General features: G+C 44.1%; 14 protein-coding genes. 11 read left to right on the top strand and 3 right to left on the bottom strand.

The window, feature by feature from the left end:
- From G496_RS21390 to G496_RS20320, 5 genes are all read left to right on the top strand, one after another.
- Positions 1 to 235 (top strand): transposase (locus G496_RS21390; RefSeq protein ID WP_245577844.1); only part of this gene is annotated, 235 nt, incomplete at its 5' end.
- Positions 183 to 440 carry a transposase gene (locus tag G496_RS21610; protein ID WP_425411661.1) on the top strand — a complete coding sequence of 86 codons (258 nt, stop codon included), beginning with the start codon at positions 183 to 185 and terminating at the stop codon, positions 438 to 440. The genes G496_RS21390 and G496_RS21610, both read left to right, overlap by 53 nt.
- 732 nt (positions 441 to 1,172) lie before the next feature.
- A complete protein-coding gene (locus G496_RS18560) occupies positions 1,173 to 2,174 on the top strand; it encodes a glycosyltransferase (RefSeq protein ID WP_051294774.1) in 1,002 nt (333 codons plus the stop codon).
- Positions 2,175 to 2,318: 144 nt separating this feature from the next.
- On the top strand, positions 2,319 to 2,651 hold the full coding sequence (locus tag G496_RS0102135) for a hypothetical protein (RefSeq protein ID WP_027177820.1): 333 nt from the start codon (positions 2,319 to 2,321) through the stop codon (positions 2,649 to 2,651).
- The gene (locus G496_RS20320) at positions 2,641 to 3,216 is read left to right on the top strand and encodes a MarR family winged helix-turn-helix transcriptional regulator (protein WP_051294773.1); all 576 of its coding nucleotides are present in this window, start codon (positions 2,641 to 2,643) and stop codon (positions 3,214 to 3,216) included. Before G496_RS0102135 ends, G496_RS20320 begins: the two co-directional genes overlap by 11 nt.
- A gap of 72 nt (positions 3,217 to 3,288) precedes the next feature.
- Here the strand turns inward: G496_RS20320 and G496_RS0102125 are convergent, their stop codons facing one another.
- Positions 3,289 to 3,672: a RidA family protein gene (locus tag G496_RS0102125; RefSeq protein WP_027177819.1), complete on the bottom strand. Its 384-nt coding sequence runs from the start codon at positions 3,670 to 3,672 to the stop codon at positions 3,289 to 3,291.
- Between the two features lie 31 nt (positions 3,673 to 3,703).
- Positions 3,704 to 4,987: an L-cysteine desulfidase family protein gene (locus tag G496_RS0102120; RefSeq protein ID WP_027177818.1), complete on the bottom strand. Its 1,284-nt coding sequence runs from the start codon at positions 4,985 to 4,987 to the stop codon at positions 3,704 to 3,706.
- 226 nt (positions 4,988 to 5,213) lie between these two features.
- Between G496_RS0102120 and G496_RS18550 the strand changes: the two genes are divergently transcribed.
- The 6 genes from G496_RS18550 to G496_RS0102085 all read left to right on the top strand — a co-directional run bounded on the left by G496_RS18550 (position 5,214) and on the right by G496_RS0102085 (position 10,661).
- Entirely contained in the window at positions 5,214 to 5,696 is a 483-nt protein-coding gene (locus tag G496_RS18550; protein WP_051294772.1) for an L-2-amino-thiazoline-4-carboxylic acid hydrolase, read from the top strand.
- Between the two features lie 362 nt (positions 5,697 to 6,058).
- The gene (locus tag G496_RS0102105; RefSeq protein WP_027177817.1) at positions 6,059 to 7,177 is read left to right on the top strand and encodes an ABC transporter substrate-binding protein; all 1,119 of its coding nucleotides are present in this window, start codon (positions 6,059 to 6,061) and stop codon (positions 7,175 to 7,177) included.
- A 70-nt stretch (positions 7,178 to 7,247) separates the two neighbouring features.
- The gene (locus G496_RS0102100; RefSeq protein ID WP_034632042.1) at positions 7,248 to 8,159 is read left to right on the top strand and encodes a branched-chain amino acid ABC transporter permease; all 912 of its coding nucleotides are present in this window, start codon (positions 7,248 to 7,250) and stop codon (positions 8,157 to 8,159) included.
- A gap of 17 nt (positions 8,160 to 8,176) precedes the next feature.
- A complete protein-coding gene (locus tag G496_RS18545; protein ID WP_051294771.1) occupies positions 8,177 to 9,187 on the top strand; it encodes a branched-chain amino acid ABC transporter permease in 1,011 nt (336 codons plus the stop codon).
- Positions 9,187 to 9,957, top strand: a complete 771-nt coding sequence (locus G496_RS0102090) for an ABC transporter ATP-binding protein (RefSeq protein ID WP_027177815.1) — start codon at positions 9,187 to 9,189, stop codon at positions 9,955 to 9,957. The genes G496_RS18545 and G496_RS0102090 overlap by 1 nt, the downstream gene beginning before the upstream one ends.
- Complete coding sequence (locus G496_RS0102085) at positions 9,945 to 10,661, top strand: ABC transporter ATP-binding protein (protein WP_027177814.1); 717 nt, start codon at positions 9,945 to 9,947, stop codon at positions 10,659 to 10,661. The genes G496_RS0102090 and G496_RS0102085 overlap by 13 nt, the downstream gene beginning before the upstream one ends.
- Positions 10,662 to 10,746: 85 nt before the next feature.
- Here the strand turns inward: G496_RS0102085 and G496_RS18540 are convergent, their stop codons facing one another.
- Entirely contained in the window at positions 10,747 to 12,336 is a 1,590-nt protein-coding gene (locus tag G496_RS18540) for a sigma-54 interaction domain-containing protein (RefSeq protein ID WP_051294770.1), read from the bottom strand.
- Positions 12,337 to 12,636: the final 300 nt, after the last annotated feature.

Here is a 12,636-nt window from a genome sequence, read left to right as displayed (position 1 = left end):
TGCAGTTCTTGAGAATTTACCGCGAATCCCTCTCGTCTTTGACCATTTCCACGTGGTCAAACTCATGAATGATAAACTCACCGAAGTTCGGCGTAAGCTTCACCGGGAATTGAAAGATACGATGGGCAATGATGTGCTGAAAGGCACAAGATGGCTGCTTTTGAAAAATCCCGAAAATTTAAATGCGGATAGAGATGAACAGCAGCATCTGGAGGAAGACCTGCGTCAGATATGAAGTCAGCCAAACAAGAAAGATGCTGCAACATTTTTGGAAAGCTGGATATCTCGTGCAAGAGCATCCCATCTCATCAGGACCAATGGAAGGAACGAATAACAAAATCAAAACCATGAAAAGACAGGCATATGGATACCGTGATCTGGGATTTTTCAAATTTAGGATCATGGGCATTCATGAAACGAAGTACGCTTTAGCCGGATGAACCTACTTATTGCATGAGAAATTTGTAGCCTACAGGATCAAACTTGGACGGGATGCCTTTTTCGCTTTATTGCGTAGAGAGCATTTGCTGCTAATGCCTAAGAAAATTATACAAAAACGACAAATTCAAAGCACGGGCTAAAGAAGCTTTCTTTAATTTAAGAATGAAGACATAAAACCAAATACAGGGACAGGGCTGTTGGGTTCCACATTCTTGTAGTAAACTAATTAACCGGCAATCTATTTCAGGACTGCTCATATATTTTTTTTGTACGTAAGCAATTATATATGATTGATAATCTAGCTTTGAAAAAATGCCTCAATAAATTTAAAATTAAAATATTTTTTACTTAAATTTATTGAGGCAATGTGGAAACTTTTATCATATGGTTATATATAACTAATTTGATTAGATTTGAATATATTTAAAAATTTTTTTACCATTCCTGTTATAAAGCCATATTCTTATGGGTATGATGCTTGGGCTGATAATAATGTATTAACATGGAATTCTTGGCAGTGGCAGGGGTATAAATAGCCGCAGTATTCTGATTGCCTTTATTTTTGATAAAGTCAATGCTATTATCCTTACTATATACGGATGGCTATGACATCCCAAGTTGCTTCAAAGCATCCTGTTGCAGGCACTATGAAGTAAATAAAATAATAATTTTTTATAATATTACTACTTTTTTAAATTGTTATAATTTTTTTTAAAAAGATCAAGACGTATATGGTCATTTATACAAAGATATTCTCAATTATTGTCCTACATTTCGGCAGCGTGGAGTTTACTGCACGCTGCCTTTTTTCTTTGAAAGAAGCCTTTGATGCCGGTTGTAGAATTATTGTTTCCTGTAATTCAGCTAAAACCGAAAGCCTTGATGTTTATGGTGAAGCCAGAAAAATTTTCGGCGAGGAGAGTTGTTCTTTTGTTTTCGGAAAAGATGCAGCACTAAAGCGGGAACAACTTTCAGCCCGGTGTGTAGTCATCTCAAATGGTGGGAATATCGGTTATGCTGCCGGGAATAATGCCGGTGCTTTTGCTGCCCTTGCTGGTGAAGATACAAAATGGCTCTGGTTTTTAAACAACGACACGGTTGTAGAAAAAGGAAGCTTTAAGCCTCTGCTTGAAGCCGCTCAGGATGATGAAAACCAGATAATAGGTTCAACTGTTGTTGATCTTGATTCTCCTGAAAGAGTTCAGTGTGCTGCTGGATATTTTTATAACCCTTGCTTCAGCCTCATAAAGCCGTTTTGCGGAAACTTTTTAAGATCTCAACTTCCAGCCAGGCTTGATGCCCGGTTAGACTATATATTTGGTGCCAGCATCTGCATTCCAGCCAGTGTCTTCCGAAAAGTTAACGGTTTTTGCGAAGAGTATTTCCTATATTATGAGGAAATTGATTTTTGCATGAGTACCACAGCCGCAACAGGGTGTAAATTGAGTTGGATTCCTGAAGTTGTTGTCCGGCATGCTGGTGGAGCTACCAGTGGCAGTACTGGTGACGATCCTGTTAAAAAAGCGTTTTCACATTTTCATGAAAATTATTCCACTTTCATTTTTACTTACCGCCACCATAAATTTTTACTTCCAATAGTCCTTGCTACAAGGATTCTTGCTAAACCCCCATTGCTGATAGTCAGGGGGCAGAGCTATCTGATTAGGAGCCTGTTTCGGGCAGTCTCTGCATTTTTCAAAAGAATCACGTCCTCCAATTTAAAGTCTGATTAATTTTCAAACTAGCTGATATTAATTGTTTTATAACTCTCTTTTATTGCTCTTTTAAAATAAAAGATAGGTACCTCTTTACTTTGTGTGTGAAATGTTTAATTACTCCTAGTAACGAAGGTACATAATTAAATTTAAGGAGTTTTTATGTTTGGTAATCATACAGGTCGCAGAATGAAAAATCACAGCGGCAGAAAACATTGCGGATCGGGCTTGGGTCGCGGTCAGCGTGGCAGATGTAAAGCCGGAAATGGCACCCCATATCAGAATAATAGTTACAGTAAGGGGACTATGAATTGGAATAGTGAGTTGGAAAACAGATTTGATGACAATTCATTCACAGGGGCTGAAAGTCTGGATAAAATAGAAGGAGTTTGCCCTCTCTGCAAGAATCATTGTCCGCTGAGTGCTCCCAAATGTATAAAAGGGCAGACATATGTTTACGCATTAAAATCAGGAGAGAATAAACTTGAAATATAATTTTTCAGATAAATTTGAGAATAGTTACGATCTGGCGGCATTTTTGCGCTACGCTTCAAGATTGATTTCACGTTCATGCCATCATAGAAGTTGTAACGGCCTGAGAGGAAGAGGATTTATCGGAAATCATTCTCAAGGGCGTGTGCTTAAAATTCTCAAAGAGAATGGTTCCATGGTTCAGGGAGATCTGCTTGAAATTATGGATGTCCGTTCATCTTCGTTAAGCGAGCTTTTGAGCAAGCTTGAATCAAAAGGCTTAATTAAAAAAGAAAGAAGTGAAACAGACAGACGCAGTTTCATAATCAGCACTACAAATGTAGCGGATGAGCTGATGGACGACATCACCTCGTTGGATATGGAAGCAGCAGAAAAAATTTTTTCCTGCCTGAATGATGATGAAAAAGAAAATCTACACAATACCTTGAAGAAAATTGTAGTTTCGCTTCAGGATGAGTCTGCTTATGGAAAAAACTGCGGGCATGGTCATGGTGGGCATGGCGGCGGCAGACATTCAGGAAGAAGGCATCATGGCTGCGGTCATGGCAAAGGAAAAATAGATGCCTAGATGTTATTAAATTTAGCAGTTCCCGCACTATCAGGGAATGCGGGAACCGCCACATGGGATGGTTTCAGAAAATTATTTTTTTCTTGCCACGCACTTGATTTCAACCAGTCCACCAAGAGGAAGTGCCGCAACCTGAATGGCTGCACGGGCAGGTTTATGATCTCCCATGAATTCAGCGTATACTTCATTAAGAGTTTTAAATTCATTCATATCAGTCAGAAATACATCAACACTTATGATGTCGGAGACTTTGCAACCGGCTTCTTTAAGAATTGCGCCAACATTTTTAATTGATTGTTCAGCCTGAGCTTTAAAATCGTCGGCAAGCTTCATTGTTTCCGGATTGAGTCCGAGCTGTCCACTGACATATAGAACTCCGTCACATTCCACAGCCTGAGAATATGGGCCAACGGCTGCTGGAGCCTGTTCTGTTGCAATAAAATTTAGTTCACTCATTTTTGATCTCCGTAATATTTTAAAAATTTAATCAGGCAGCCGGACTTGAGGGTCTGTCCAGAAGGCGAAGTATTACTGCATCGACCGCGGCGAATCCTACACCGGATAATTCACCCACGGCAGTTGTATTATTTCTGAAGTCTGGTCCGATTATTCCCTGCTGAGAAGTTAATTTTCTACCGCTGGTTGCAAGCTTCATCGCCTGATACGCTTCTCCCGAAGCTGTTCCTACTTTTAGAGCACAGGTGCCCTTAGCTCCGTCACAGACCATGCCCATCAAGGAAGAGAGAACATAAGCCGAGGCCTGTTCGGCCTGATCAGGTGTTCCTCCTGCCAGTCTGGTAAGAGCTGCGGCAGCTCCGGCTCCTGCAGCTATGGAACATCCACAGACAGGTGTCAACCTGCCGGTTTTTGCTTTTACAGCTCCGGTAACAAGGTGTGATAATGCAATTGCTTCGGCCAGTTCTCTATCACTTTTCCCCCATGCTTTTGCAGCAAGGGCCGGAGGTATTATTGCAGTCAAGCCATGATTGCCGCTTCCGGCACTGCTCATCACCGGCCACTGGCCGCCATCCATGCGCACGTCAGCTGCTGCGGCAGACCATGCCCGGATAGTCTGACCAAGGTCTTTATTTTGAATGTCTTCATAGACCACAAAACCGGAGCCGAGCCCCCATGGTTTTTCCAGCCCCTCTTTGGCGATATTCAAGTTCATTTCAACGCCTTTGAGCAGAAAGGCTTCATCTTCGCTGCTTATCTGTCCTGCAAGGTCCCAGAGGTCGTTGAAGTTCAGTTTCATGAGTTCATTAATATACTGGGGGAGCCTTCCCGAACCTGATTCACATTCCTGTCCTTCGTAAACAGTCTGCTTGTTTCTGGTTACTTCAATCAGATTGTCATGTGCGTGGGCTACTACAGCTGTTACGCTTTCGCCCTGCCTTATCAGCTCTACTTCGGCATAGACATTAGGGGCATCGTGAACAACTTCCTGAGTCAGGCTTCCTGCCTCAAGCATTTCTGTTGCCTGTGCAATGCATTTTTCGTCGATGTCTTCGAGAGACAGCAATCCCTTTTCAGGGTTGCCACCCAGAGCACCGAGAGCGGCAGCAAGGAGGTTTCCTCTCAGTCCTGAAGTTCCCGGAATCCCCACGGATTGACCGTTTTTGTAGATGTTGGCTGACAGGCGAAGATGAATGTGTCTAGGCGGTCCAGCCAGATAACTTGCACCGGAACTGGCTGCAAAAGCAACTGCGCCTGGTTCTGTGCATCCCAAAGCCGGTTTTACTTCGTTGTTAAAGAATGCGTGAAGATCCATATCAATCCTTTTAATGTGTACGGATAATTTTTTATCCGCAGAAGTTTGTTAATATCTGGTTTTTGTGGGATGTTCAGGATTGTTTCCCTTTTTGTAATTTTCTTTCTATCAAGTTTAATGCCAAGTCCTTTTGTTTCACAATTAGGTACGCAATGTGCAAAGGAATATAAAAAATCAACCTGTTCCGGCGGAATTGCTGCCGGGAGAATAAAAGGAGTTAACAAAAATGAGTGAAGCCAAACTTCGCGAAGAACTTTACGCAGCTAACGAAAACAGAGCTATCATCTATAAACTTATCTTTGATGCAATGGTGAATGAATTCGGTCTTGAAAAGGCTAAAGAAGTAATGAAAAAAGGTATTTACGCAAGGGGAGCACAGATCGCTGAAGGTCTTAAACCCTTTGCTCCAAATGACTTTAAAGGACTTTGCGATGCCTTTATCGGCGGCATTCCCGATGATTCTAAAATGTTTGCTCCTACTGTTACCCGTTGTGATGAAGGTGGACTTGATATCGAATTTGCCAACTGTCCTTTAAAGAATGCCTGGAAGGATATGGGTCTCTCAGATGAAGAGTGTGCAACCCTTTGTGAAGTTGCCGGAATAATTGATTATGGAACATTCGAAAGCGCTGGATTTGATTTTCAGATGACAGCTCTACCCGAAGGCAGCAAAGAAAAGTGCTACCTCAAGATTCGTGAAAAAAAATAAAAATATTCAATCAGTTATGGGGAGTTATTCTTAATGAATAGCTCCCTTTTTTTGTGCCTGATAATTTCGCATTTAATTGCGAACTTCGCATGCAAAATGATAATTCTCACAATTTTGTGCGAATTTTACTTTTTTGTAATAAAAAATGGATATATGTTTTGATAAAATATTATAATTTTCTTTTTTTGTTTATTCGCGGCTCTCATAAAACTTTGATTTAAAGCTTTTATTTCTTAAATGGTAAAAAAGATATGTAAGTAACTGCTTTGTGGCATATTGTTTGCTAAAATAAATCCCACATGCGCCAAATCAGATAATGTTATGGCAGAAAAATAAATTTTTAGAAATCCCCGGAGGGAAAAATGAAAATGAGAAACCTTGTTTTTGGACTTGCAGCTATTGCCGCAATGCTGCTGGCCTCTACAGCTCAGGCCGATAAAACTATCATGCTGGGCTACTCGCTTCCCCTGACCGGTAGCCACGCCCAGTATGGAGAGGTTTTCCGCAACGCCGCCAAACTCCAGCTCGAAAAATTCAACCAGTCTGGAAAGCTCAAAGGCGCCAAAGTTGAGATAACTTACGAAGATTCCAAGTCTGATCCTAAAGAAGCTATCAACATTGCCCGCAAATTCGTTGATAACGAAAAAATAGTGGGAGTGCTTGGAGACTTCACTTCAACCGTATCAATGGCCTGTGGCCGCGTATATGGAATGGAAGGTATGCCTCAGCTTTCTGCGACCGCTTCACACCCTGATTTTACAAAAGTAAGCAACTGTCAGTTCCGTAATATTACGACTCAGGCTTTTGAAGGTCCGTTTGTAGCAAAGTGGGCAACTTCCCTCGGTTATAAGAAATTTGCAATCATCGCCATTCAGAATGACTGGGGTATCTCCGCTGCTGAAAATTTTGAAAAGGGCTTAGAAAATCTTGGCGGTGAAGTTACTTCCATTGAATATTTCAATCCCGGCAACCGTAACTTCCGTTCAATTCTCACCAAAGTTGAACGCGACAAGCCGGAAGCCATCTATCTCTGTATGATGTATGAAGAAGGAGCAATGGTTCTGCAGCAGCGCAAGCAGCTTGATATCAAGACTCCTGTTTTCGGAACTTCTTCCCTTTACTCTCCAAAAATTATCGAACTCGCCGGTGATGCTTCCGAAGGTCTGCTGCTTTCAACCACATTCATGGCTGACAGCCCTGATCCTAAAGTCGTTGAATTCGTTACTGCATACGAAAAAGCATACGGCGAAAAACCGAACATGTTCGCAGCACAGGCTTATGACGCTGTAGGCATCATGCTTGATGCTATAGCTAAAGCCGGAATTGATGTAACCCGTTCAAGTCTCCGTGACACCCTGGCCCAGACCACTGATTATCCGGGCGTAACCGGCAATACCTCTTTCGATCCCGAAACCAGAGAACCGGTGAAAGGGCTTGCACGTCTTGAAGTAAAGAATGGAGCATTTACCCTCGCTAAGTAGGGCATACATATACTTCCAGCCATTATAGGCGGGGTCTCACGGCCCCGCCAGCAATTACAGGAAATTAATTATGGACTCGTATTTTTTGATGCAAATAGTCAACGGCCTCAGTGCCGGTATGATCTACGCTCTGATCGCTATCGGCTTCACGCTCATCTTCGGCGTGCTTAATGTAGTTAACTTCGCCCATGGCGAAATGTATACCATCGGAGCTTTTGCCGGGCTGGTCTGCATCAACTCTCTTCACTGGCCTCTGGCTCTTGTTATCATCGTCGCTCTTGCCGCCGGTGGAGTTGCGGGCGTAGTCCTTGAAAAAGTTGCCTTCAAACCTTTTAGACGTTTTCAGGATGAAGCTTCCCTCAAATCCAGAGCGATGAGAGAAGCAACTCTCCTGTCTTCTCTGGCTTTTTCGATACTGATCAAAGAAATTATTCAGCATTTTTTCGGTGCGGAAATGCAGACCATCCCCGCAGGCTACCTGCTCAATGATCCTATAAAAGTCGGTTCACTTACATTTTCCACCGGTCAGTTTCTTATTCTCGGCTCTTCCGTGGTTATGCTCGGAGGCTTGCAGTATGTGCTTTTCCATACCCGTATAGGTCTGGCAATCAGGGCCATCTCAAACAACCCGCTCGGGGCCAAATATGTGGGCCTGTCAGTTGATAAAACTATTATCGCCACCTTTGCGGTGGGCAGTATGCTCGGTGGTGCCGCCGGTATAATGGTCGGACTGTATCAGGGCGCAATTTTCCCATACATGGGCTATGCACCATCCCTGAAAGCTTTTGTGGCAATGGTCATGGGCGGTCTTTCAAGTATTCCCGGTGCTGTTGTCTGTGCTTTGATCCTTGGAGTCTGTGAATCTATGGCTACCAATTTCATGACTCAGGGATGGAGTGACATGGTCGCATACAGCTTCCTGATTATAACTCTGATATTCTTCCCTCAGGGCATTTTCGGTGCCAGAAGAGAACGCGTTTAATTTCGTGGAGCGAACTTATGAATATTAATGCAAAAAATAAAATCCGTTCCAGAATAATTACCCTGGCAGTACTGATCCTTGTTCTTGCTGTTGTTCCGGGTATCCTCTCAGTACTTGGCAAAAGTTATTATATACAGGTCGCAAACTCGGCTCTCATTTTCTGTATCCTTGCAGCCAGTATGAATCTCATTACCGGAACTTCCGGCCTGCTCTGCCTCGGACATGCCGCTTTTTTCGGAATAGGCGCCTATGCTGCGGCACTTGCAGCAACTGATTTAGGTCTTCCTTTCTGGGTAACTCTTCCTCTGGGCGGAATTGCCGGCGGGATTGCTGGAATTCTTGTCGCCCTGCCCACGATGAGGCTTATCAGTATTTATTTTTCCGTGGCCACGCTGGGAGTGGGGGAGATAATTCATGTTACGCTGCTGAACTGGGTTTCCTTTACTCGCGGCCCCATGGGTGTTCAGATTTATGAACCAATCACCCTTTTCGGACACAGATTCACAAGCCTGCTTTCAGTTTATTATATAATAGCTGTACTGGCCTGTATTTCCATCTGGATTATCTGGAAGCTGACTAATTCTTATTTCGGCAATGCTCTCCGTTCTCTGCGGGAAGATGATCAGTGCGCCGAAGCGATGGGCATAAATGTTGTTAAGCTTAAAATTCAGGCCTTTGGTGTGAGCACTTTTTTTGCCGGTATAGCCGGGGCCATTCTCGCCCACAGTGTCGGTTACATCAGCCCGGACAGTTTCCAGTTCAGTGAATCTATTCTGATTCTGGCCATGGTTGTCGTCGGCGGTCTGGGTTCTTTGCCCGGAGGACTTCTTGGAGCATTGCTGCTCATCCTTCTTCCAGAGGTCGCCAGAGGTCTTGGTGATTTTCGTATGATCGCTGTCGGAGCAGTTATGTTCCTTTCTATCTTACTGCTCCCCAGAGGTCTTTTCGGTGAAACTTCAGCCATTGATCTGGCTCGCAGGCAGTTTAACTCAGCCTGGAACGGACGTCAGATGGTGGGGTGGAAATAATGTCGGAAGTTATACTTGAAACAAAAGGACTGACCCGCCGTTTCGGTGGTCTGGTCGCTGTTGATAATGTTGATATGGCTATCAGTTCCGGGGAGCTGGTAGGGCTTATAGGGCCGAATGGAGCCGGGAAAAGTACTTTTTTTAACTGTCTTACCGGATTTTATCCTCCAAGTGACGGAGAAGTTCTGTTTAAGGGAAAATCCATCACCGGTCTCAAGCCTTATCAGGTTTCAAAACTCGGAATAGGCAGAACATTTCAGAATCTGCGTATTATGCCTAATATGACTGTTTTTGATAATGTATCCATAGGAGCCATAGGCTCTGTTGGTCATTCTCTGCGCCGGGCCATAAGTCCTTTTCGCTGTAAAAAGGATGAACAGATAAGTGAGCGTACCTGGGAAATTTTAAGGCGCGTAAAGCTCGATTCCCTAAGCAGCGAACTTGCAGCCAACCTTTCATACGGAAAACGTAAGTATCTTGAAATTGCAAGGGCTCTGGCAACGGCTCCCAAGCTGCTTATTCTTGATGAGCCAGCCGCAGGGCTTAATGAAAACGAAACAGCCGAACTTGCTGATTTTATTCAGGAGCTTAATTCTGAAGGAATTCCTATTCTGCTTGTTGAGCATGATATGGGGCTGGTCATGGGAATCTGCCACCGGGTAATGGTTCTCGCTCTGGGTAAAAAGATTGCTGACGATACTCCTCAGGCTGTCCAGCAGGATCCGGCCGTGCTTGAAGCCTATCTTGGAGGTGAAGAATGCCAATATTAGAAGTTCATAATCTCTGTGTCACCATGGGGGTTCAGCAGATATTGCGCGGTGTTGAGATTACGGTTCAGAAAAACGGAATTGTAGCTGTTCTAGGAGCCAATGGAGTGGGTAAAACCACTTTAATGCGCGCTATCTCCAATATCTATCAGGTTTCAGACGGTGAGATACTGTTTCAGCGGGAGGATATAGCCAATATCGGTTCCGATAAGGTTGTTATGAAAGGTATCTGTCAGGCACCTGAAGGGCGGCAGATTTTTTCAAACATGACTGTTGAAGAAAACCTGAATCTCGGAGCTTTTCATCAGGACAAAAAGCACTATAAAGATGATATCGAATATGTTTTTGATCTGTTCCCTATATTAAAAGAGAGATTGCAGCAGCAGGCCGGAGCAATGTCCGGCGGTGAGCAGCAGATGCTCTGTATCGGAAGGGCTTTGATGGGCCGTCCCAAACTTCTGCTTCTCGATGAGCCTTCTCTGGGGCTTGCACCGCTGATTATCAAAGATATCTTTGATCTGATCGTCAGAATCAGGGAGTCCGGTACGGCGATACTTATTGTCGAGCAGAACGCCAAGGCCGCTCTCTCTGTAGCGGATTACGGATATATTATGGAAGGCGGCTCCATAATAATGGAAGGATCATCCAGCGATCTTATCTCCGGAGGCCATCTTGAAGAAGCTTACATGGGTGGCAAAGCAAAATAAATATTCACTTCCTCCATTATATGGAAAGGGCCTGAAAGAGTATGACTTTCAGGCCCTTTTATTTTTATCAGAATGAAATAAGCGGCTATTGTGATCCTACATCATAGCGGTAAGCATCCTGAAGACTGTATTTTTTAATTTTACGGTATAACGTGGCCAGACTTATGCCGAGTTCTTCAGCTGTGCGTCTTTTACCTTCCAGTCCTGAACCGTATTTAGACAGGCAGCTGCTGAGAGTCTGTCGTTCCGAGAAATCCTTATCTGAAACCTCAGGCTTTAACACATCAGTTTCATTGCTTCCGGTGGTGATATTGCCGGGGCATGAACCTGCTGACAGCGGATTGAAAGGGTTATGATCCAAATGTTGTGATTTCTCAGCGTTGTTGAACCTTTCTTCAAGGGTTCTGAGGTCCAGCACCCGACCTTTTCTGAAATTGATCCCATATTCTACAAAGTTTTTAAGTTCTCTGACATTTCCGGGCCAGCGGTATGAAATGAACCTTTTCATAAGTTCCGGGTCAACCGCCGGCTGGGGTTCATTTCTGCGTCTGGCGTATAGCCTTGCAAAGTGATGAACAAGAAGTTCTATGTCTCCGTCTCTTTCCCGTAATGCCGGAACATATAGAGGTATTACAGACAGCCTGAAATATAGATCCTGCCGGAATTTTCCGTCTCTGGCCATGTCGGCAACATCAACGTTTGCGGCCGCAATAATGCGCACATCGAAAGAATGTTCCTGACGCCCGCCGAGGCGCATAACTTTGCGTTCCTGCAACACCCTGAGCAGTTTTACCTGTAATTGAAGCGGCAGTTCCGCAATTTCATCCAGAAACAGGGTGCCGCCCTCGGCATGTTCAAAGAGTCCGGCTTTACCGCCCTTCTGGGCTCCGGTGAAAGTTCCGGCGGCATACCCGAAAAGTTCGCTTTCAATAATTGCTTCCGGAATAGCCCCGCAGTTTACGGCGACAAAAGGAGCCGCCGCCCTGAGCGAAAGGTCGTGTATGGCCTGCGCCGTAAGCTCTTTTCCTGTTCCTGACTCGCCCTGAATGAGAACAGTTGAATCTAAGGGAGCGCAGCGGATTATGTCGTCCTTTAAGGAACGCATTGCTTTACTTTCACCGATAAGCCTTTCAAGGCCGGAGCTGTCGATCTCGTCAGCCGACCCTGCGAGGGCTGAAAGCAGCCGTGAATCAGCTTCACAACTTTGAATGAGGTAAAGTGTGATGGCTTCAGTCATGTCTTCTGCTTTTTCCATCAGAATTGCGCATTGCTCCGCATCAAAAGCAACGACCTGAACCGCAGCTATGATTCTGCCGTGGACCGCAATGGGCGAAGTGTAGTTGGCAAGGTCGCGGCAGGTAAGCCGTTGTGAGCAGTCCCGGCAGGCAGCGTGGACTTTGGGGTCCGCGACCATAGTCGGACGACCGCTGGCCAGACTGTAACCTATGGCCGTGTCTCTTGGGCTGACACACCCTACAGCAGCTTCATAAAATCCTGACCCTGCCACACATAGATAGTCTGTGTTGATTATATAAAGATCTATCCCGGCAAGTCTGGACATGATTGTCACAGTTCTTTGCAGGTCCCTGCAAATTTCAAGAATGTCAGGGTCAACATTTCGCTGTCCCTTGGGAGGACAGGCCCATAACGGTGCATAACGCTTATTTTCACTCATAGATACATTCCGTTGCTTCCGCTGTCGGCATAGAGTATCAGCTTATTTGAATAGAATTCTCAATTTACAAATATGTAAATAATTAGAGACTCCACCAGCTGTTTTTATTGAGACCTCAGCCTCAATTCCATTTGCAGAGAGTTGCTGTTCAGTACAGGTTCTTACTTTTAATATTCTGAAATTATATACTTATTTTTTAAATGATAAAAGTAGAACAATAAGTTGAAAATTTTCAGTACAAAAAAGTTAAACCTGTATTTCGCATTTTTTGATAATAGAGATGAGAATAAAATAAGATTG

Origin of the sequence: Maridesulfovibrio bastinii DSM 16055 (assembly GCF_000429985.1) — a bacterium.
In the GTDB taxonomy this organism is placed as follows: Bacteria; Desulfobacterota; Desulfovibrionia; order Desulfovibrionales; family Desulfovibrionaceae; genus Maridesulfovibrio; species Maridesulfovibrio bastinii.
Note: the sequence above shows the minus strand (reverse complement) of the source record. Positions and strands in the feature narration are given on the sequence as shown.